Source organism: Pseudomonas sp. 10S4, assembly GCF_034344865.1.
In the GTDB taxonomy this organism is placed as follows: domain Bacteria; phylum Pseudomonadota; class Gammaproteobacteria; order Pseudomonadales; family Pseudomonadaceae; genus Aquipseudomonas.
The window spans coordinates 5,463,619-5,482,515 of the sequence record NZ_CP133774.1 but is presented as its reverse complement, the minus strand read 5'-3'; the positions used below and the strand labels follow the sequence as shown (position 1 = coordinate 5,482,515).

The 18,897-nt window shown below is 50.0% G+C and carries 23 protein-coding genes; 20 read left to right on the top strand and 3 right to left on the bottom strand.

Features of this window, described 5'->3' with window-relative positions:
* Positions 1-35 precede the first annotated feature (35 nt).
* The 6 genes from RHM58_RS25735 to RHM58_RS34130 all read left to right on the top strand — a co-directional run bounded on the left by RHM58_RS25735 (position 36) and on the right by RHM58_RS34130 (position 4,309).
* A complete protein-coding gene (locus tag RHM58_RS25735; protein WP_322268575.1) occupies positions 36-755 on the top strand; it encodes a Mu transposase C-terminal domain-containing protein in 720 nt (239 codons plus the stop codon).
* A 6-nt stretch (positions 756-761) separates the two neighbouring features.
* On the top strand, positions 762-1,607 hold the full coding sequence (locus RHM58_RS25730) for a TniB family NTP-binding protein (protein ID WP_322268574.1): 846 nt from the start codon (positions 762-764) through the stop codon (positions 1,605-1,607).
* A gap of 101 nt (positions 1,608-1,708) precedes the next feature.
* Complete coding sequence (locus RHM58_RS25725; RefSeq protein ID WP_322268573.1) at positions 1,709-2,326, top strand: hypothetical protein; 618 nt, start codon at positions 1,709-1,711, stop codon at positions 2,324-2,326.
* A gap of 372 nt (positions 2,327-2,698) precedes the next feature.
* A complete protein-coding gene (locus RHM58_RS25720; RefSeq protein WP_322268572.1) occupies positions 2,699-3,373 on the top strand; it encodes a hypothetical protein in 675 nt (224 codons plus the stop codon).
* A gap of 11 nt (positions 3,374-3,384) precedes the next feature.
* Positions 3,385-3,798 carry a hypothetical protein gene (locus tag RHM58_RS25715; RefSeq protein WP_322268570.1) on the top strand — a complete coding sequence of 138 codons (414 nt, stop codon included), beginning with the start codon at positions 3,385-3,387 and terminating at the stop codon, positions 3,796-3,798.
* A 388-nt stretch (positions 3,799-4,186) separates the two neighbouring features.
* Entirely contained in the window at positions 4,187-4,309 is a 123-nt protein-coding gene (locus RHM58_RS34130) for a hypothetical protein (protein ID WP_416195273.1), read from the top strand.
* A gap of 94 nt (positions 4,310-4,403) precedes the next feature.
* Here RHM58_RS34130 and RHM58_RS25710 read toward each other — a convergent pair whose 3' ends face one another.
* Positions 4,404-4,877, bottom strand: coding sequence for an XRE family transcriptional regulator (locus RHM58_RS25710; RefSeq protein ID WP_322268568.1), 474 nt, complete (start codon positions 4,875-4,877; stop codon positions 4,404-4,406).
* A 341-nt stretch (positions 4,878-5,218) separates the two neighbouring features.
* On the opposite strand from RHM58_RS25710, the gene RHM58_RS25705 reads away from it, so the two are divergent.
* The 5 genes from RHM58_RS25705 (at position 5,219) to RHM58_RS25685 (ending at position 8,783) form a co-directional block, all read left to right on the top strand.
* Positions 5,219-5,623 (top strand): DUF6957 family protein, encoded by a 405-nt coding sequence (locus RHM58_RS25705; RefSeq protein WP_322268566.1) that lies wholly within the window; start codon positions 5,219-5,221, stop codon positions 5,621-5,623.
* A gap of 40 nt (positions 5,624-5,663) precedes the next feature.
* Positions 5,664-6,086 carry a hypothetical protein gene (locus RHM58_RS25700; RefSeq protein WP_322268565.1) on the top strand — a complete coding sequence of 141 codons (423 nt, stop codon included), beginning with the start codon at positions 5,664-5,666 and terminating at the stop codon, positions 6,084-6,086.
* A gap of 111 nt (positions 6,087-6,197) precedes the next feature.
* A complete protein-coding gene (locus RHM58_RS25695) occupies positions 6,198-6,581 on the top strand; it encodes a hypothetical protein (RefSeq protein ID WP_322268564.1) in 384 nt (127 codons plus the stop codon).
* Between the two features lie 124 nt (positions 6,582-6,705).
* Positions 6,706-7,434 carry a metallophosphoesterase family protein gene (locus RHM58_RS25690; protein ID WP_322268563.1) on the top strand — a complete coding sequence of 243 codons (729 nt, stop codon included), beginning with the start codon at positions 6,706-6,708 and terminating at the stop codon, positions 7,432-7,434.
* Positions 7,435-8,123: 689 nt separating this feature from the next.
* Positions 8,124-8,783: a DUF3320 domain-containing protein gene (locus RHM58_RS25685; protein WP_322268562.1), complete on the top strand. Its 660-nt coding sequence runs from the start codon at positions 8,124-8,126 to the stop codon at positions 8,781-8,783.
* 118 nt (positions 8,784-8,901) lie between these two features.
* Here RHM58_RS25685 and RHM58_RS25680 read toward each other — a convergent pair whose 3' ends face one another.
* Positions 8,902-9,243 (bottom strand): hypothetical protein, encoded by a 342-nt coding sequence (locus RHM58_RS25680; RefSeq protein WP_322268560.1) that lies wholly within the window; start codon positions 9,241-9,243, stop codon positions 8,902-8,904.
* 210 nt (positions 9,244-9,453) lie between these two features.
* Between RHM58_RS25680 and RHM58_RS25675 the strand changes: the two genes are divergently transcribed.
* The 9 genes from RHM58_RS25675 to RHM58_RS25635 all read left to right on the top strand — a co-directional run bounded on the left by RHM58_RS25675 (position 9,454) and on the right by RHM58_RS25635 (position 17,979).
* Positions 9,454-9,669: a hypothetical protein gene (locus tag RHM58_RS25675; RefSeq protein WP_123366397.1), complete on the top strand. Its 216-nt coding sequence runs from the start codon at positions 9,454-9,456 to the stop codon at positions 9,667-9,669.
* A gap of 276 nt (positions 9,670-9,945) precedes the next feature.
* Positions 9,946-10,530, top strand: coding sequence for a hypothetical protein (locus RHM58_RS25670; protein ID WP_322268559.1), 585 nt, complete (start codon positions 9,946-9,948; stop codon positions 10,528-10,530).
* Positions 10,491-12,518: a type VI secretion system tip protein TssI/VgrG gene (gene tssI, locus RHM58_RS25665; protein WP_322268558.1), complete on the top strand. Its 2,028-nt coding sequence runs from the start codon at positions 10,491-10,493 to the stop codon at positions 12,516-12,518. The genes RHM58_RS25670 and tssI overlap by 40 nt, the downstream gene beginning before the upstream one ends.
* The gene (locus tag RHM58_RS25660) at positions 12,515-13,363 is read left to right on the top strand and encodes a DUF4123 domain-containing protein (protein WP_322268557.1); all 849 of its coding nucleotides are present in this window, start codon (positions 12,515-12,517) and stop codon (positions 13,361-13,363) included. Before tssI ends, RHM58_RS25660 begins: the two co-directional genes overlap by 4 nt.
* Positions 13,364-13,388: 25 nt before the next feature.
* Complete coding sequence (locus tag RHM58_RS25655) at positions 13,389-14,189, top strand: hypothetical protein (protein WP_322268556.1); 801 nt, start codon at positions 13,389-13,391, stop codon at positions 14,187-14,189.
* 40 nt (positions 14,190-14,229) lie between these two features.
* The gene (locus RHM58_RS25650; protein ID WP_322268555.1) at positions 14,230-15,030 is read left to right on the top strand and encodes a hypothetical protein; all 801 of its coding nucleotides are present in this window, start codon (positions 14,230-14,232) and stop codon (positions 15,028-15,030) included.
* Positions 15,027-15,452 carry a hypothetical protein gene (locus RHM58_RS25645; RefSeq protein WP_322268554.1) on the top strand — a complete coding sequence of 142 codons (426 nt, stop codon included), beginning with the start codon at positions 15,027-15,029 and terminating at the stop codon, positions 15,450-15,452. Before RHM58_RS25650 ends, RHM58_RS25645 begins: the two co-directional genes overlap by 4 nt.
* Positions 15,449-17,302, top strand: coding sequence for a lipase family protein (locus RHM58_RS25640; RefSeq protein WP_322268553.1), 1,854 nt, complete (start codon positions 15,449-15,451; stop codon positions 17,300-17,302). Before RHM58_RS25645 ends, RHM58_RS25640 begins: the two co-directional genes overlap by 4 nt.
* A 311-nt stretch (positions 17,303-17,613) precedes the next feature.
* A complete protein-coding gene (locus RHM58_RS25635; RefSeq protein ID WP_322268552.1) occupies positions 17,614-17,979 on the top strand; it encodes a histone-like nucleoid-structuring protein, MvaT/MvaU family in 366 nt (121 codons plus the stop codon).
* Between the two features lie 112 nt (positions 17,980-18,091).
* Here the strand turns inward: RHM58_RS25635 and RHM58_RS25630 are convergent, their stop codons facing one another.
* Complete coding sequence (locus RHM58_RS25630; protein ID WP_322268551.1) at positions 18,092-18,772, bottom strand: HAD family hydrolase; 681 nt, start codon at positions 18,770-18,772, stop codon at positions 18,092-18,094.
* Between the last annotated feature and the right edge of the window lie 125 nt (positions 18,773-18,897).

Genomic DNA, 18,897 nt, shown 5'->3' with positions numbered 1-18,897 from the left:
AGCGGCAAAGCTTTGAGAGTGAACTCAATGCTTGCATGGATATTCATGAGTGCAGAGCTTGGTTTGGTGAAAAGGTTACTGAATATCACGGAAAAATACATTCATCACTAAAATGCTCCCCTCGCGCAGCATGGACTCACGCTGTTAAATTAGGTCGTAATGATCTGATATCTATGGTCGAGGAAAATTCTGAAAGGTCTTTTATGCTGGACTTTATGCCTTCTTCATATGGCCATAAAATTCATCCGTACGGTATTAATTTTGCCAGCCGTAGATACTCAGGCTCTATTATAAGCGCATACATTGGTGAAACTTGCCAGTTGAGGTACAACCCGTACGATCTATCTTCGGTATGGATAATGCTTGGAGACTTCTTTTATGAAATCCCTTGTACGAGGATTCGCGTCGGCTTATCTAACGATTGGGAGGCTTACAGCAAGTCTCTATGGATCTCTAGGGCAAGCCCAGACCACAAAAACATGCCAGATGGTGCAATAGTTGATGAGTATGCGTTCGAGGCTATGGATAGTCAGGATGCAATTGTAGAGAGCGCCATTGAGAAAACACTACAGTATAAAAACAAAAAGTCGGAAAAAACTACCGATAATCATCAGAATATACCTTGGCTGCTGCCTGATCCTGTAGTTCAGCTTGATAAATCAAAAGATCTTTCTTCGCATGAAGACCTAGCTTCCATCAGAGGTAGACGACTACAAGCCGGTGATTCTGATCGATACTCTAGACGACTGAGGTGATTAACCATGGAAAAATACGAGCATATTCTAACCGATAAGCGTTCGCAGGCAGATCTTGATGATCGGCAGCGCATTAAGATTTGCAAAAAGGATATTTGGATTCCTACAAAGCGGCTTGATCCACTGTTTGAGACGATAGATTATGTCTTGATGAGTGAGGATCAGTTGCAGGCACCTGGCATGCTTATATTCGGTAATGGAGGTTACGGAAAGTCTGCGATAATTCGACGCCTCGAACAAATGTATGCTGTAGGCGATCAGCGAATTAAAGCAATCGGCGTAGGCGAAGATCTTGACAATAGCAAACTCCGGGATCTGATCTGTGATGCGTTTGGCATCAAACTTTCCAATCGACGCAACACGCGAGAGCGAACCTCTCGCTTGCTTCATATCATTCGATCTGAAAAATTCGTAGCGCTGCTCATTGATGAGCTTCATGACACGGGTTTCAAGACCTTGTCGCAACAAACTACTTCGTTATCACTGATGAAACATTTGGCCGGCCCTCCGTTATTTCTCTGTTTAATATGTTTCGGAGATGAACGAGCCAAAGCAGTGCTCGATAAAGATGACCAAATATCTCGACGTTACATATATTGGCCGTTAACGCTTTGGACTGATGACGCGGATTTCTGTGACTTTCTAGCTACCTATGAATCACATCTGCCGCTGCGTCTATGTTCAGATCTGGCAAGTAAAGTGCATAGGAGACGTATTCTTAAGCATTCGCATGGAAACATGGACAACATTGTCAAAATCATTAAAGCGTGTGCCATTGATGCCATTGTCACGGGGCAAGAACGTATCATGGTAGAGCAAGTCAACGATGATATTGCGCATGCTTTGCCTTAAGTATGGCCTTAGTCTAGTGCCATTGAAGACTGCCACTCCTGTTAAGCGTCGCAACTAGAATGTTCAATTTTTTTACGCGCCAGCAACTTGCGGCATTGAACATGATTAAAGCTAAATTCACCATGAAGACAGTTGGCGGGCTTCCAGAAATTATAGTATTGGTTGTCCCATTAGGCGCTGGTATGTCTACTTGTGTTTCTTCTATATGTGCTGATTTTGGATGTAGAGCAGTAGCTCTCAGCACTCAATCGGTAGAATCTAGCTTTTATCCTTCCGAATGGCTAACAGAGTATTTTGGGCTGTTCAATATTAAACGTCCCAAAGGGCAGCTATTACGCACACTAATTGCTATGACTAAGCTGGTCAATCTTAAATTGGTTGTGCTTGAAGACTTCCAGGACTTGAAAGTCTTTCATTCAAGACATTTAGCAAAGTTGATTGACGATTTAGCTAGGATGCGTGATGCGATACCTGAGCTGTGTATACTCATAACTATAAACCGTGCTTCATTAGCTTGGTTGAAAAGCATCTTGGATGACTCGCCGCTAATCCCATTTTTGATAATGCTAGAGCCTTTACAGAATGATAGGTCGTTTAAAGATTTTATTGCTCAACATGCGAATTTATCGAGCGGTGTGATGCGTGAAATACTGGATACCCCTCGGTTGTTGACATGCTTTTCCAGTCGGCAGATGGATCAATTGGCCGGCTTACCATGATGTGACATGCTTGCAGAGAAAATTGAGTCGAGTTCCAATATGGAACTGTTGTCGTCAGTGAAATACGTTACTGATTTATTGCGGGTGCGACGGAAATGAGCGCAACTTCACCCTTTGAAGATGAAACATATTCTAGTTGGATGTATCGTTTGGCAGTATTTGATAAGTTACCGATGCTCGGAGTTGACGCGCTGAGTGATTTATTTTTGTTTTCAGTGAGTCAAGGAAGCTTCGATGTTGACTTTGATTCTGACTGTAATTTTTTCCACTAAATGCAGGGATTTAATTTTCTGTTCGTTGAAGACATATAACAATTTTTTTACCCTATGTCTCATTGGATAATTCCGAGGTATTATCGACGGTCATACTGCTATGAGTGTTTTTGTAGAGCAAATTCCTCAGGCCGGGCACCCAGCGGTGCTTAGGGAATGGGCGGTTACTTATCATACGATTTGCTCAAAACACAAAAGTTTTTTCCAAGATGCGGATTATGGCATCGGAAAACACCTAGCGATGGGCTCCAAATTATTTAGTTTTCACAACGAAGTTCTGAATGGACGAGAATCGCTTAGGGTTTCTTCTGAAGAATGGCATGTTGCTAATTTGGTACAACGTCTGTTACTAAAATCTGAGATGAATGTGACATGCCAAGAAACTAAAAATCCAGACCTTCTATATCAATTTTGTAGATTATTTCTGGAAATAATGCTCTATCCTGATTTTGGTTTTTGTTCACGTCTCTACTCAAGAGCAAAGAGCGGGCAAAGCAATCTGGGGTTTTGGAAGAAACTACGGTTCGGGCCTTATCTTGCTTCCGCGCAACAAAGATACGCGGCGATATCGCTATTGGGGTGGGTTCTTGGGTTAAGTGATTCAGGCCTAAAAATAGTAAATGCGGAGGACATTAAGACATTTTTCGAACTGGGGCAAGTTTCTAACGTGATTGGAAGTAGCGATGTGTACGACTTGCTATATATTTTCGGCCGGCATATAAAATATTGCGGTGTTAGTGAGTTTCTTAGGGGCTATTGCAGTAAGAATTATTGAGGGCGTTTGGTATGATTTTTATTTCAAAAACAACGATACCTCTGGAAGTTGACGTAGTTGACTTGCCGCGCCTTTATACGCGGGCCACGTTATTGCAACTCGCCATCACTAGCCAAGGACTTATAGTGAATTATAATATTTCCTTGGCGCGAAGTTCTGGATATGAAGTTGTTTTCGCAAAGCACCAAAAATATCGGAACCCTATATTTGTCACTCGTAAACTATCTCCTGATAGCTTTGTTATGAATTTAGATACCAAGAGCGCTGCATCAGATAGTTTGATTCTGTTTCAATATTATCTTTATGATTGGCCAATTTCTCTGGTTGGCGCCAGGCAGAATTTATTTGTAACTAATATTTGTGATTTGATCTGTCGCATTGAAAGCTCTATTAGCTTAGTGAACGACTGGCGCACAAATATTTAGTCCGTGCAGAACTGCGGGCGGATAGGTATCTACTCTAAATCACTATTCCAGTCCCAGCTCACGGTCGACGTCGAGATACTGAACTTCTGTGCCGTTTCTTTATGGCTCATACCGCGCTCTCGACACGCCAGGATCGCTTGTATCTTTGGGAATGGAGTTCTTCTACCTGACTGCATTCGTACAAGAAGGCAGTCCTGAAACTCGTTTGGCCACTTCCTACAAACGCCATTGCAGCAATTTTTTCCTTGCTCACCAAGATATTTGAGTAGCTGCTAATAGGACTGCCCACGGTAAAGGCTCGCCGCTACAGTGAGACGGGTGAGAGAGTCTACAGGCGATTACATGCCAAGAAAGCCCAGCGCCGGTGACCCCAAAGGGTAGAAATTTAATGCGCTATAGAAATCGGTTCACGGGGCTAGCTCTTGAGATCAAGGGAACTAACAACAAAAAGCTAAGAGAGTGGAAACCGGCTCATGGCCGAGAGTTAGTAGAGGCGTGGAGGCGAATTTAGCAAACTCCAAGCCTGGTGTTTGATCAAGTCACTACTAAGGCAGCACGCCAGAGTTTGAAGTGTGAGTTCGTTTGCCAAGGGTAAACTCCTGATATCAGTTCTTTTTCCAATACTCCCTCACCGACGACAAAGCCAGCCCCAATTGCGCCGCTGCCTGCTGCTGCGTCGCACCTTCCGCTTTGAGTACCAGTACTGCTCTCTCATTATCTGCGTTTAGCGGCTTGCCGCGTCCTCGTTTTATGAGGTTACCGTCTGCATCGAACTGGTCACTGAGCACCTTCATACCACCTTCAGCTTCGAAGGCCGCCACGTCGGTCAATGCCCGGCCGATTACGGTGAGTGGCTGCTCACCCTGGCGGTGGGCAATGCAGAGGGTAAGCATGGCTATCGGATCCAGGCCAAGGGATTGCGCCAACTCGTCAAATTGCTCGACGGTGATGCTGGTCTGCGCGTTCTCGAGAGCACTGACTTTACGTCGGTGGGTCGCATCCGAGACGTCAGCATACCTGGCGCGCCGGACGAGACGGAGCGCCCGAAGTACGCCTGCAAATGCGGTTCTCAGTTCCATGACTTTCTCAAAAGTCAGGATATAGCCATAACTGAGCTTTACGGATAAACGTCAATATAGTGTATTATCCGCAATATCGAGTGTTCTAAGGGATGGTGCACAGTGATTGAGAGTGAGTGGCAGGACACCGCCAAGGCCTCTCTGCAGGAGCATGAAACCGGGGTATTCATGGTGCGCACGCCAGTTTTCAAGTCCTTCAGATGCCTCAAGCACCGAGTTTGAGCGAGCGAGGATCGTGATCAGCCAATCACATTTATTCGAGAACGGTTCAGGCCTACGGTTGCGTAGCCTGGGTGGGATCAAGTAATGAACACAGCATATGTATTAACGGAGATTTGAGGTTGAGCCCAGGTCAAAGCAAAGGTGCTGACGAACTGCTCGCTGGCCCTGGCGAGCCCCGCCAAGGATCGATGGACTCAGAAGAGATTCTCATCGGACTCGTGCTGGCTCTCTATCCGCGCAAACCGTATTGCTTAGTAGAGGATTGGACAATCTTCAACGTCGACGTCACTGAAGAGGAACTCAACAAAGTCCGAGCAGCCGGCCACCGCCCGCTTTTCATCTTTGCCCACAAAGTCATCAAAGACAGCAGACAACGTTTCCAACCCGGCGACTGGGTACGCAGCAGCATGTGCATCTCTTTTGAGGACGGCGTGATGTTTGAAACCAAGCACACCGTTTACGTCCTCATGGGCCTTGGCCACGAAAAAAAGGCCGACCTAAAAACGATTTTCTCCTTCTTTTGACAAGTCACTGCGCAGGCGTTGGCTTGAGTCGAGACATGAAATGTTTAGAACCCAGAATTCAGAAATGGCCGGGCTTCCCGAGATGTTTGGCGAAGGACTTACGCACTGGAATTCCGTGTCGCGCGTTCTTGCAATGCACTGGTATCACGTGAGTGTCCAGGAGTTTCATGAAGGTCGCCTCATCACCTTCGTCCACATGATCAATGATGAGGTCAGACTAAATGACCTCCTAACAAACCAAAGCCAAGAGTTGATCGTCACCGATGTCCAAGTGGTTACTCCACCATGGATGAATAAGTGCGAGAACTGGAAGATGGAGAAGCTGGCGTCAGTCTCTGTTGGCTTCGACAAAAATGACGTAGTGGTATGTCTCCTCCAAGTCGAAGGTGGCGCGGTCTACTCCGACACTCACGACCGGAATTTCGACGTCGGAGCCCTGACTGACCTCCGAAGAATCTACTGAACAGATGCAGTGGCGCTACACATGTAACGCGATTTTTCCACTGTAACAGGAGCTGTGTTACAGCGCATAAAGCGTGTTACGAACCAGCAATTACGCCTCAGGAGCATAAAAATGCTGAACACGATCAATGCTGAGCTGCACGGCAAAAGCCTCACTGAGTTCCACCTTAAGCGCATCTCTCGCGCCTATGATCAGGCCTACTCGGCTCCTATCACCGCTTATCTAAGTGACGTCTTCATTTCCTCATGTTCCGCCGTTGGCATAGTGTTCGGTCATGAGAGAGCGGATCAGTTTGGACGCTTCGAAGATGGCCATCTGATGCGCACATCCGATATTCGGTTCGCTCGCAAAGAAGGCCGATTCTGGGTGCTTACGACCATGCGCTCGCGTTACGTGGTTGCATCTTTCAAGAAGGAGGTTGGTAGGGCTAGCCTCCAAACCTACCTACGATCAGCGCAGGGGCGTTATCACTTCACACCGCCAGTGTTGCAGTAGAGGGATGTGTGCCTGATAGGGCGGGAACCTTTCGGGAAATCTATAGGTTCGTCAAGTTTGATCGACGGCAACCACGATTTCCACAAAGCTGGTACACCGAAGGCCCGTCAAGGCGGTTATTCCAATGAAGCTTCAAATCTATTCAGATCTGCACAATGAGTTTGCTCAATTCAATCCACCTGCAAGCGATGCTGACATTGTCATTCTCGCGGGTGACATTGATCTGAGATCACGCGGAGTGAGATGGGCGAACGAAACTTTCCAGTGTCCAGTGATCTATGTGTGTGGAAATCACGAGTACTACGGTGGCCACCTTGACCACACGCTGCGGAAGATGAAGGAGGCGGCAAAACCACACGTCCACGTACTCGAAAACGAGGTTTTAATCCTGGATCAGACCCGGTTTTTGGTCACTACAGCGTGGACAGATTTCTCGTCAACCGGAAATGTCGTTGCGGCAAAACGCATCGCTTGGGAGTGGATGAACGATTTCACCGTGATCAGAACAGATGCAAGTTGTCGACGCCTTCGTCCCGATGACTTGATCGCTAAATCAAAGGCTGCCTATGGTTGGCTTTCTGAAGAATTGGACAAGCCATTCGAAGGCAAAACAGTTGTAGTTACGCACCATGCGCCAGCGTTGGATCACGTGGGTGATGATCTCCCCGAACACCTAATCGCAGCCTATGCGAATGATTGGCCGGAGCTGTTGGGTAAGGCCGATCTTTGGGTCTACGGACATACCCACATCGCAGCCGATTTTTTAAAGCGAGGATGCCGAGTCGTTTCCAATCCTCGTGGCTACCCGGATCAAATAACTGGTTTCGATCCTAATTTTTTGATCGAGCTTTGAAAAGCAAGCCATCTAGCGAAGAACCTCAGCGGACTGGATTTTAGTGCGTACAAACGTTGGTGCTCCGCTGGGCGATACGGCGACGGTAAATTTGATGTCAACTGGCTGCACAGGGTATTCGACCGCTAGTCCTTGATGTTGAAGTCAACCTTGATACACCGCTCCTGGCTGCAGGCGAGTGAGGCACACTCGAGGCGGGAATCAAAGTGCCCCAGACGAGCCCAAATGTGGACGCCGCTATCATCCGGTTTGCCACGCTCCTTGAGCGAGATGAAGTAAATGAAAGTTGGAGAATTGATCAGAGCATTGGAAGCTTTCGACCCCGAGTTGACTGTGGTCATTCCAAGGTCGGAAGGGGGCTGGAGGACGTAGTGGCGTGCTATGAGGATATTATTTGCAGGGGGCGCATCGTTGCCACTTACGAAGCAGTTGAGCCGTGGGCTGATCTATCGAGCATGGAGGTTGAGACCGCTGAGAAAATGGTTGTAATCGACATGGATCCTCAAATATCTGGCACCTAGCCAATTGCTACCTCTATCCTCGTATATTCAGCAGTCTGATCTCACCGCTTGGGCTTCCGATATCCAGCTTTGATTTGGGTTTTCACGCGATGACATCATATTGGAGGGCCACTCAAGGGACGGCTCCCCCATGAAATCCACCATGCCCTCGAACTGAAGGTCGTTGAGTTGATCGAGGAGGTCACAGGTTCAATCACTGAGTCGCTGAAAAGTGCCAATGACGAGGCAGATGCTCCTCAGAGCCAGCAATACGCAGCAGTGGCTTCAGCACCTCAGCCTGTGAGGAGCCCCCAATCGCATTACTCTCCGGTGGAGGTTGTTTACTACCGAGAGTCAGATCCTGCTTCCACTGTCCTAGGGGTGGATCCGGATGCGTTTTTTGAAGCGAGTTACTCAGGCGTTTTAAGCGCGTTCATCGAGCACGTGATCAGCGAAGAAGGGCCTATTCTCGATGTAATTCTTGCTCGGCGAATTGCCAGGGCTCATGGTTGGGTGCGTACCGGCTCCAAGATCCGAGAAAGAGTGTCAGTGATGGCGCAAAATGCGCACCGTATGACGATTGATAGTGTTGGGGATTTCTATTGGCCGAACCATCTTAGTGATTCATCTACCGTTGTCTGCCGGCGCCCAGGAGATGAGTCGAGCATCCGCCCGGTTGATGAGATCTGCGGTGAAGAGCTGGCAGCATTGGTTTGGGAACTTCGCGCCAAAGGGAAAGAAGGGGAGACATTGCTCCACGCCATGGCGCGGGAATTGGGGCTTCAGAAGCTGACTGCGTCCAGCCGGCTGAGACTCGAAAAAGCGAGCCAAATAGAGCAGGAAAAATAGACTCTCAGCAAGCCCAGGGTTAACACAGCGGTGTTGACTCTGCGGCCTCTCAATCGAGCGGGTATCCATAAACATAAATGCTCTGGGGTGCCGCGCTGCTGCTGTTCTTTTCCCCAGCTCATTTTTCCCCTGGTGTTCTGAAGTTTGCAGCTCTCAATGAGGGATACCAATCAGCATAGGGTGTATTGGCGACCTGACATCTATTGAAATTAGGACTCCCACCGACCCACCAAACCGGCCCTCGCTCTCCCAGCGCAACCTTGGCCGTTTGAACGCGTGCCCTTGCCGTCGTTAGCTGCGCATGATCGCCGGAGACCTTCGCTGCTTTTACCTCACGACGGGCCGCCATGAGTCCGTCGACGAGTTGGTGCCGCACATCCTCCCTCAGCGATGGGTTGCTGCATCGCCAGAGCTGCCCTTTGACCACAAAGTAGCGACCGTCAGGAGTGGTGAGACTCATCTCTGAAGCTCCATCGTTCGCCTTCGTGCTTTCTAGGTACGTGATATCTGTAAGCGTTCAGCCAAGTCACCTTGCGTGATTCCGCCAGATATCAACTGATATGCAAGCAGTTAGCTCGGTATCGTTTGCCCATCGGTTCCCCCTTGTCATCGCTAGGTTGGAGCAGCATGATTAAGCTTTAAGGACTGGTAATTCAGCGGGATCTGGCCTGTGAGTGAACTATTGGGTGTACTGGCTGACTTTGTTTTCCAAGCGATTTGCTTCCCTATCGGCTGGCCTTTGATGAAGGCCCTTACCCTAGGGAAATACCCCGCTAAAGGCTCCTGGTTTTCAGAAAGCCCTTCAGCCCAATGGACGTCTGCGATTGGGCTAGCCGTTTTGGTCATTGCAATGATGGCAGCGATGAAGCAGTTCGTGCTTGCTTAGCGAATGGCTAAGCCATCGCCTTATGCGATGGCATCAGGAAGGTATGTTGCCCGGACGGTTACGAATGGACAGCCAATTTCTCGACGTGGATTTTTAGTCTTCCGAGTCAGCGGCCAATCGCCACCATTCTATAACTAGCACGAGAGCGGGTATCCTTTAGCCAGCTATGACATGGAAAGGAAATCGGAGCATGACATTTAGGAATGTTCCTACAGCATTGCGCTAGCGCTTCCAAGTAAAGTCATTCTGCCCAGCTACAGGCCGGATTCCCCATGGATGAAAAGGAAGCTGCATGAGTGGTTATGTGCCAAAAACAGCTTGCCAAACACGCCTAAAAACTGCTGCACCTGGTGTGTTGCATCTGTTGATATTCATGCTCCGTATTGGACGGAATACAAAAACTACCCATCGAAGCAAGACGCTGCGCCCAGCGCCGTGGGCTGTATGTTCGTAAGGAGCTGTGACCTCCCTGGCGGTGTGGCCAACCACAAGAAACCAGCCGGGAATATCCCTGTCGAGAGAATGGCCAACTACGCCGAGCTTTCCATTATTGGTGGTCGTGAAACAGATGCGGACGCGAACATCCCCCTCAAAAAAATCTGTGGTAGCACTTTACCTGCTGCACTCGGAACTCTTCTAGTCGGTGTGGCTCCTATTGCTGCTGGTGTGTCCTGTGGAGACCGCTGCACTGCTGAAGATAATGAGCCCTTTCTCAAGCCAACTGCGTTGATGGATATCGGTTCATTCGAAGCGGCTACCAGCTCTCAGAATAGAGTGCATCAAAACTCCTCATTCTCATTTTTCGGCTTAAGGATAAGCTTATGTTTGCGCCTGCAAATTCCGCGCACTTTGCATTACTGATCCCTTCCGTTCGGAACGATTTCAAAGTACTGGCGTTTGATGGCGCTGAAGCCATCAGTACCCTCTATGCGATAAAAGTTGAACTGGTTAGCGAGTACCCTGACTTTGACCTAGAGAGTCTGCTCAGTCAGCAGGCATTTCTTCAGTTCGGGCTGAACGGAGAAGGCATTCACGGGCTCATCGAAGACGTTCTAGTCGGTGACGCCGGAAAGCGTCTTACCCGCTATCACTTGACGCTGGTTCCAGCTTTGCACTACCTGCAGTTCAGCTACAACCAACGTATTTTCCAGAATCTGACCGTCCCGCAAATCGTCGCACAGGTACTGAATGGGCACGGGATTCAGTCAGATACCTTCAATTTTAACGTCTCCACCAGCCCCGTTCGCGAGTACTGCACTCAGTACGGGGAAAGTGATTACGAGTTCATCCAGCGGCTGTGTGCCGAGGACGGCATCGCCTGGCATCACCAGCACAGTCAGGATGGTCATCATTTGGTGTTCACGGATGATCAGACCTTCTTCCCAAAGCTTGGCGATACCGCTTACCAGCAGGGCTCAGGGCTCGCTGCAGACAAGCAAGTGGTCAGCCAGTTCTCGATGCGCTTCAGTACCCGCACCAGCACCACAACGCGTCGTGGCTACGATCTCAAGCGCCCCAGCGTACTGCTTGAGAGCGCTTTCACTGCCGAGTTCACTCCAAAGCTGGAGGATTATCGCTATCCCGAGCTAATCGAGAATGAAAAGCTTGGTAAGCAGCTCGCCCAGCAGGGGCTTGAGCGACATCGCGTCGACTACCAATTGGCTGAAGGGAGTAGCGATCAGCCTACATTGCGTAGCGGCCATTTTTTCAATCTGGTTGAGCACCCGCGCAAGCTTTGCAACGACTTATGGTTGCTGGTAGGTGTTAAGCACGAAGGCAAGCAACCCCAAGCGCTTGAGGAGTCCGTTACAAGTGATACCAGCCCAGCGGATGGCTTCACTCAGGGCTACCGCAATACCTTCAGTGCGATTCCGTGGGATGTATTTTACCGTCCGCCAATGCCTGAGCGTAGATCTGTCCTGGTGAGTCAGACGGCTCGTGTTACTGGCCCGGCTAATGAAGAGATCTTTTGCGACGAATATGGTCGCGTCAAAGTCGAATTCCACTGGGACAGGGCAGAGCTGAATAGCGATCACAGCAGCTGTTGGTTGAGAGTGGCCTCAAGCTGGGCAGGAGAGGGATTTGGTTCGGTGACTGTCCCACGTATTGGGATGGAAGTCGTTGTCACCTATCTGGAAGGGGATCCTGACAAGCCCCTAATCACAGGTTGCGTCACGAACAAGGTAAACGCTCCGGCCTACCCGCTGCCGGCGAATAAAACGAAGACCGTGCTTCGTACGCACAGCTCTCCGCACAATGGCGGCTTCAGCGAAGTGTCGGTAGAGGATCGTGCCGGACAGGAGAAGATTTACCTGCGGGCCCAACGCGACTTTGAGGAACTGATCCTCAACGATAGCGTAAGTCATATTGGAAATGATCGATCCTCCCAAGTGGGCCGCAACAGCTCAAGCCTCATAAAGGGTGACGAGACGCACACCACCAATGGTGTGCGAAACACAGTCATCGGTGGCAATGAGCTGATTTCGGTTACTGGAGACACTAGCGTCACGTCGGGCGGAACCCTGGTTGTTCAGGCTGGATCTCAGGCTCACGTCACCGCTGAAAACGTTGTTATCAACGCAGGTATGAGTCTCACGCTTCAGGCCGGTGGTAACCACATTGTGATTAGCTCTGGCGGGATCTTCAGTAGCGTACCAATCGTACAGGGCGGGTCGCCGATGGCGGGTGTTTCACCTCTACAGGCCCTGCAGGCTCTATCGACCGAAGTCCCCACAATTATCGCCAGCCCGCGCTCTATCGTTGCCGCTGCCAAGCAACAGGCGGCGGACTTTTGTCCGCTCTGTGAGGCCTGCCTGAATGGCCAATGCAAAATTGGAGAGATAGCATGATTACGCCTCAACTCTGGTCGAGCGCACAAACCAAACTTAGGTTGTCCCTTTATCTGGTTCTCGACTCCGATGGCCAGATCGAGGAGCGTGACGCGCTGATCAATTCGGTTTCAAACGACCGGTTCCGGAATTTGTTCTTGGGTACGCCAGCCAGCTCCTTGGCGGATTCCGGCCCTTTCATTTTTCAGCTCGTGGAAGCCGATCTCCCTTTGATTAAGGATTTGATCACGAGCCCTGAGCGTAACTGGGGTTGGTTTGCCAGTTCTCCGATTCATGATGTCGAAGTTATCGCGACTCATATGCGTGAGCGTCTTGTGGCCGGCGAGCGCCCAAATCAGGCCATCTACAGACTCCACGACAACAGAGTGCTGACTCGCGCCCTGACTCACCTCAATGCTGATCAGTACCTTGAATACCTCGGGCCAATATCCAGTGTGTGTTACTGGGACGGTTCGCAGTGGGCTGTCACGGAAAACTCCAATCCTGGCGAGCACCCATTACCAGCCAGTCCTGCGTGGCTGACCATTCCTCAATCTGAGGCAGCTAGCGCGGCTGTAGAGTTTGATAATATCCGTCGCTACCTCATGGTCGAGCACACCGAGACGCTAGCCAAGCTTGCTGAGCAGGAAAATTTTGATGCTTGGTTGCGCACACAGCTGGAACTGGCTCGCAGCTGGGGCTGGAAGGAGCCGGAGCAGCTTCACTTCTTTGTCGATCAGAGTTTGAAGGCCCCGGAGTATCACCTGCCTAAGTCATGGTTCCCGCACCACGCCGAAACGCCAACAGCACACTTCGAGCGCATTTATGAAGAGTCGCTCTACTGGCAGGGCGAGGTTTCGGTATGAAATCTGTCGCTCAAGGGAAAAGCTTATGAACCGTGCATTTTTTGGTCTGACTTTTACGGGTTGCATGATGCTTTTGGTTGGCTGCACAGCCACGGCGTCTGACAAGTCGAACACCTTCACCTTCACTGCGGATCTACCGAAAAATTTCGCCTACGTGGCGACGGTGAGTTACGTGCCAGCCAAAGGCCAAACGTGCGACTTGGCTAAGCGCGACAATCTAAATCCGCAATTCAACCGTGAGTGGCGTAAGGAATACAAACCGGATTCGCAGATTGAAATACGACGCTCAAGTAAGGGCTGTGAGTTGGTGATCAATCAGATAGACCTGGAAATCAATGCTACCTATGGTGATGATTTCGGAGACATGGGGAGAGACTCGGCGGGAATTTCCGTGCGCGAGGATCTCTTGAACATGGACAAAGGTGTCTTCAACACAGCAGGCGAGAGCGAGTTTTCTGGCCAGTGCCAATGGATGTTCCGGACTGCTGGTGGCTTGCGTCGACTGACAAAAATTCTCGACTGTAAAACATACGACCAGGCTGGAAAGCCAATACCAGGTAAGCCCTCAGTCGCCTACACCCTGGATCAACTCCCTGGTAAGACCGTACGGTTGAAAATTAATCTCGCTGATGAAGAGCGACCTTACATGAAGGATACCTGGGTCAAAGTAAGCGATGGCTGGAAGCGCTGCATGGGCAAAGGATTCAAGGATCAGTACGCATTTTGTCGTGGTAATGAGAAGGATTTCAGCACTTTCCTCATGCCAGACGGCCGTAGTTGCACCATCTACCCCGGCTGCAACGAAAATAAGAAAAAAACCCCATGACGCATATAGAAAATCTGCACATGACAAGAGGAGAAACCTTGTGAAAAGTGCAGTTCTGGGGCTGACTTTTACGGGTTGTATGATGCTTTTGGTTGGCTGCACAGCCACGGCGTCTGACAAGTCGAACACCTTCACCTTCACTGCTGATCTACCGAAAAATTTCGCCTACGTGGCGACGGTGAGTTACGTGCCAGCCAAAGGCCAAACGTGCGACTTGGCTAAGCGCGACAATCTAAATCCGCAATTCAACCGTGAGTGGCGTAAGGAATACAAACCGGATTCGCAGATTGAAATACGACGCTCTAGTAAGGGCTGTGAGTTGGTGATCAATCAGATAGACCTGGAAATCAATGCTACCTATGGTGATGATTTCGGAGACATGGGGAGAGACTCGGCGGGAATTTCCGTGCGCGAGGATCTCTTGAACATGGACAAAGGTGTCTTCAACACAGCAGGCGAGAGCGAGTTTTCTGGCCAGTGCCAATGGATGTTCCGGACTGCTGGTGGCTTGCGTCGACTGACAAAAATTCTCGGCTGTAAAACATACGACCAGGCTGGAAAGCCAATACCAGGTAAGCCATCTGCCGCGTTTACCCTAGATCAGCTGCCAGATAAGACCGTAAGGTTGAAAATCAATCTGGCGGATGAGGAAAAGCCTGCCATCGACGACACTTGGGTCAAAGTACCTAATGGCTGGAAACGCTGCATGGGTAAAGGATTTAAGGATCAGTACGCATTTTGCTATGGCAGCGACAAGGACTTCAGCAGCTTCATTATGCCGGATGGCAAAAGCTGCACAATTTATCCTGGATGCACTGAAAACAAGGACGTCACTCCATGACAGTTAAGCCTATAAAGACGTGGGAAAAACCGTTTTTCAATAACCGCATACACGCCTGCCCTATGAATGGCCACTCAGTAAGCTTTCAGCTTGTTGATGAGTTTGGGGATGGTAAGCCCTATGCTGGCCTAGCTTACGAAGTCATAGATTACGAAGGGGTTATTTACCCTGGAAAACTCGATGCAACAGGATCAGGCAAGGTAGAAAACCATTACTGTGGCCCTGTTGTGCTGAAAATAAGTGAAGAATATGTAGGGGCGGATGATTTCTATACCGCTTTGAGCGGTAGGGGAGCTACCCGCTGCCTATCACTGAACTTCAAGTTCGCGCCGAGAAGACTCGCTTTTCCAATAAGTCTGGTGTTCGTACAAGATCTAATCCGGCTCAAAGCAAAGCTGACGAATTCTGCCAAGTCGAAGTGAGTGAGCTCGTAAAACATGCGTGCCACCTTCCTCCGATGGTCGACCGAGATTTTCCGCCGAATGAGTACGTTCACAACCTGATGCAGAGGCCTCCAGAGGATGTCGGAGCTGGTGAGATTGGATTTGGGCCAAAACCTGCGAGGGTGTACGGAATTGGCCTCCTGCCGAACAAAAACCATGTACTTGAAGTGCGTCCTTTAAGGGCCTTGCGACCTGTCCTGTCAACCGACAGCGAGTTTTGCGCCCTGAACCTTTACCAGCTAGCACTGATGGCGACATTGAGCTATAGCGATTTTGGTCAGAAGCCGGATCTCTTCGAACTAAAAAGCGCTTCGGGGGAAACCAATACGTTAGAAGCCGATACGGTAAGCTTTCCTTTGCAACCAAGTGTCGGTAACTGGTTTGGCAATACGCTCTCAAAATTTGAAGAGCTTTGGCAGGTCGATGCAGGTCAAGCTGGAGGAAAGGATTATTATCCTCTCTATGAAGAGGTTGCCTACTCCAAACGCTTGGAGATTGTACCTTTCGATCCTGATCTCTACCCGGAGGTAAATAGACCGAGTCTTGGCAACGGTCAGGAGCATCCCGCGAAGATTCATTTTTTCGATGACACAGTTTCGAAAAACGGTACCGATACTCAGGCGTTCATCACGCACCATGATGAGATCGTCTTGCTTTCTGTCCGGGGTACAGCCGGCACTCCCGATGCGCTTCGCGACCTGGATGCCGCGCAGGTTCCTTTTGAGCAAGGTGTAGGCAAGGTTCATAACGGTTTCTATGGATCGGCAAAGGCTGTTATCAACTTTGTAACCAGCTACTTGGATAGATTCCATGTCGGCCAAAAAGTGATTATTACTGGCCATAGCTTGGGTGGTGCGGTTGCCTTCTTGCTTGCCGAAATGCTACGGCGCAGGAAGGGTTATGATTATGACATCGTACTTTATACGTACGGCGCACCACGGGCTGTTGATGAGACATTTGCCACTGCCGCTTCTGCCTTGATTCATCATCGCACAGTCAATCACAACGACCCGGTGCCTAGCGTGCCAACCACCTGGATGAACACCTCTAAGAAGGTGTACATCACAGGAGCTATTTTGACATTCGTCAATGTGCCAATTGGTTTAGCAGTGTTTGGAGGAGGCATAGCTAATTTGACTGGGGAGCCTTATACCCACCACGGCAAGCTGCGCCATTTCATGCCAGTCTCGTTTGCTGATGGGCATAAGTCCTCAATTTTGTGGGAGCCTGGCTGCGATACAGTTACAGAACATGCGGCATGCAGCGTTGCGCTGCAGCAGAAAGACGGCCTCCCGAAGCGTGGCGGAACACTTCGCCAGATTGTCGACAACGCTAACCATAAAATGGTCGTGAGCTATATCCCAGCTTGCTGGGCTGTCTTTCGGCGCTACCAGGAATCACAGGAGCTCAAGCGCAACCTGGTAACCGAGCGGGAGTTTCATTGGGTCGACGATGCATTAGCGAGTATCAATAAGCAGCTGGAGGCTAAAGAGCGCCAATTCACGATGCAGGCTATGGAATCTCAGGTCGAAGCGCAGAAGCGGGCGCTCAGTGATGAAAGAAGTAAAATTCAAGAGACCCGTGACCGCTTAGGCACACTTCGATTCACAAAGGCGACTGAAACTCAAGTTTATGGCCTGGCTGCAGCAGTACCTGAGGCGCTAGCGATAAACCTTGAGCGGTGGAGATTTCACACTATCAACACCACACTTGAGCAATTGGCCATGGCGCCTCCAGAAGCGGATAGTCACGATAGAGCCGTTGCTTCAATGACTGGTGGGCACGTCATTGGCGCTCCTAGCCATTTCGACGTCGACTCTATCGCCTAGATCTTCGCCGGCTTACTGCAGGGGGCGGGAGCTGTTGGCGGTGCTGGCCCGTCCCGCACCTCTGGAATTCCCCCGCTAGGAGGCACCCCACAAGCCCCTCAGAGGCGGATAACATGATCTAGGCTACAGCCTTGATTGAGCACGAGATCTGCAATCTCATGTTTGAATTCGTCTTCTAATTCTATTAATTGGTGACATTGTGCCACCTGCACGATTCAAATTATTGGTGGAAATGTCGGCCACTTGTCCCTGCCGTTAATGACAGTCTTTTTTTGTGTGCCGTTAAAACATCAATCCAGAAGAGGTTTTCCATGTCCAAACTTGCAGAATTCCGCCAGCTCGAAAAACACCTTGCTGAACAGCTCCAAGCGCTCGAAGCACTGAAAGGCGATGCTGGCCTCAAGAAAGAAATTGAATTCGAATCGAAGCTGCGCGACTTGCTTGCCAAGTACGGCTACAGCCTGAAAGACGTAATCAACCTGCTTGATCCACAAGCCGGTCGTCGTGCTACCGCTGCCCAGTCGCAATCAAGCACGCGCAAGCCTCGCCAAGTGAAGGTCTACAAAAATCCTCACTCCGGTGAAGTCGTTGAAACCAAAGGTGGCAACCACAAAACTTTGAAAGAGTGGAAGGCGGAACACGGTTCCGACAAAGTCGAGTCCTGGCTGACCAAGTGAGTTTGGTTTGAGTACAAAAAGGCCCGCGAGGGCCTTTTTTATTATCGATGTATAGTCGGTCTCAGGCTGTTGGCATTTCGGTTATCACTTGCATCATAGGCGCTCAACTGCGCTAGGGGCTCGGACGGGAGGCAACCTCATCAAGGTGCTGCAGCAGGGCCAGTGGATCTTCGTAGACTCTGAGTGCCCCTGCACGCTCGAGCTCACCCGTGTCGTAGCCACCAGAAAGCAGCCCTATACCTGTAGCCTTACATCGTCTGGCGGCGAGCATGTCCCAGATGGCATCGCCAATCACTAGGCATTCTTCGATGGGCACAGCGAGTTTGCTTGCGCCCGCGAGGAACAGGTCTGGATCGGGCTTGCCAGATTTGACGTCATCGCGGGTGATGAGAGTGACGTCCGCGATGTCGAGACTTAGTGCCTTGAGATTTATTGCTGCGGTATCCATCCCTCCGCTTGTAGCAATACACCACTTGAACTGGTCGTGGTTCAGGGTATCCAAAAGCTCGACGGCGCCAGGGAGAGCGCTGATCTGACCCTGCAGATCCTTATACGCTGTGGCATGTTTATCACTAAGCCTTTTAGCCTGATCTGGATTGATCTGCAGTCCGGTTTCACGGGCTAACATCTTAAGCATCAGCCCACCGCTCATACCGATCTTTCTGTGAATGCGCCACATGGCCAAGGGAATGCCTTCTGAATCCAGCGCAGTTTTCCACGCAGAGACATTCTGGTAAACGCTATCAGTCAGGGTGCCATCCAGATCAAATATGAATGAGGTTTGCAGGCGCATGCGTGTCACCTCCTTAAAGTAAAGTTCAAGCGTTCGATGACCAGCGCGGTCTATCGATAGAAGCCCTGAGTGCTCAACAGTTCAGGATATTTACAGCGTGTTTATGCGTGCCCGATGCGGCACAA

What these genes read in the sequence shown, in the direction of transcription:
- RHM58_RS25735 (WP_322268575.1), top strand. Translation starts at nt 36, where the DNA reads ATGGATATTCATGAGTGCAGAGCTTGGTTTGGTGAAAAGGTTACTGAA.
- RHM58_RS25730 (WP_322268574.1), top strand. Translation starts at nt 762, where the DNA reads ATGGAAAAATACGAGCATATTCTAACCGATAAGCGTTCGCAGGCAGAT.
- RHM58_RS25725 (WP_322268573.1), top strand. Translation starts at nt 1,709, where the DNA reads ATGATTAAAGCTAAATTCACCATGAAGACAGTTGGCGGGCTTCCAGAA.
- RHM58_RS25720 (WP_322268572.1), top strand. Translation starts at nt 2,699, where the DNA reads ATGAGTGTTTTTGTAGAGCAAATTCCTCAGGCCGGGCACCCAGCGGTG.
- RHM58_RS25715 (WP_322268570.1), top strand. Translation starts at nt 3,385, where the DNA reads ATGATTTTTATTTCAAAAACAACGATACCTCTGGAAGTTGACGTAGTT.
- RHM58_RS34130 (WP_416195273.1), top strand. Translation starts at nt 4,187, where the DNA reads ATGCGCTATAGAAATCGGTTCACGGGGCTAGCTCTTGAGATCAAGGGA.
- RHM58_RS25710 (WP_322268568.1), bottom strand. Translation starts at nt 4,877, where the DNA reads ATGGAACTGAGAACCGCATTTGCAGGCGTACTTCGGGCGCTCCGTCTC.
- RHM58_RS25700 (WP_322268565.1), top strand. Translation starts at nt 5,664, where the DNA reads ATGTTTAGAACCCAGAATTCAGAAATGGCCGGGCTTCCCGAGATGTTT.
- RHM58_RS25695 (WP_322268564.1), top strand. Translation starts at nt 6,198, where the DNA reads ATGCTGAACACGATCAATGCTGAGCTGCACGGCAAAAGCCTCACTGAG.
- RHM58_RS25690 (WP_322268563.1), top strand. Translation starts at nt 6,706, where the DNA reads ATGAAGCTTCAAATCTATTCAGATCTGCACAATGAGTTTGCTCAATTC.
- RHM58_RS25680 (WP_322268560.1), bottom strand. Translation starts at nt 9,243, where the DNA reads ATGAGTCTCACCACTCCTGACGGTCGCTACTTTGTGGTCAAAGGGCAG.
- RHM58_RS25670 (WP_322268559.1), top strand. Translation starts at nt 9,946, where the DNA reads ATGAAAAGGAAGCTGCATGAGTGGTTATGTGCCAAAAACAGCTTGCCA.
- tssI (WP_322268558.1), top strand. Translation starts at nt 10,491, where the DNA reads ATGTTTGCGCCTGCAAATTCCGCGCACTTTGCATTACTGATCCCTTCC.
- RHM58_RS25660 (WP_322268557.1), top strand. Translation starts at nt 12,515, where the DNA reads ATGATTACGCCTCAACTCTGGTCGAGCGCACAAACCAAACTTAGGTTG.
- RHM58_RS25655 (WP_322268556.1), top strand. Translation starts at nt 13,389, where the DNA reads ATGAACCGTGCATTTTTTGGTCTGACTTTTACGGGTTGCATGATGCTT.
- RHM58_RS25645 (WP_322268554.1), top strand. Translation starts at nt 15,027, where the DNA reads ATGACAGTTAAGCCTATAAAGACGTGGGAAAAACCGTTTTTCAATAAC.
- RHM58_RS25635 (WP_322268552.1), top strand. Translation starts at nt 17,614, where the DNA reads ATGTCCAAACTTGCAGAATTCCGCCAGCTCGAAAAACACCTTGCTGAA.
- RHM58_RS25630 (WP_322268551.1), bottom strand. Translation starts at nt 18,772, where the DNA reads ATGCGCCTGCAAACCTCATTCATATTTGATCTGGATGGCACCCTGACT.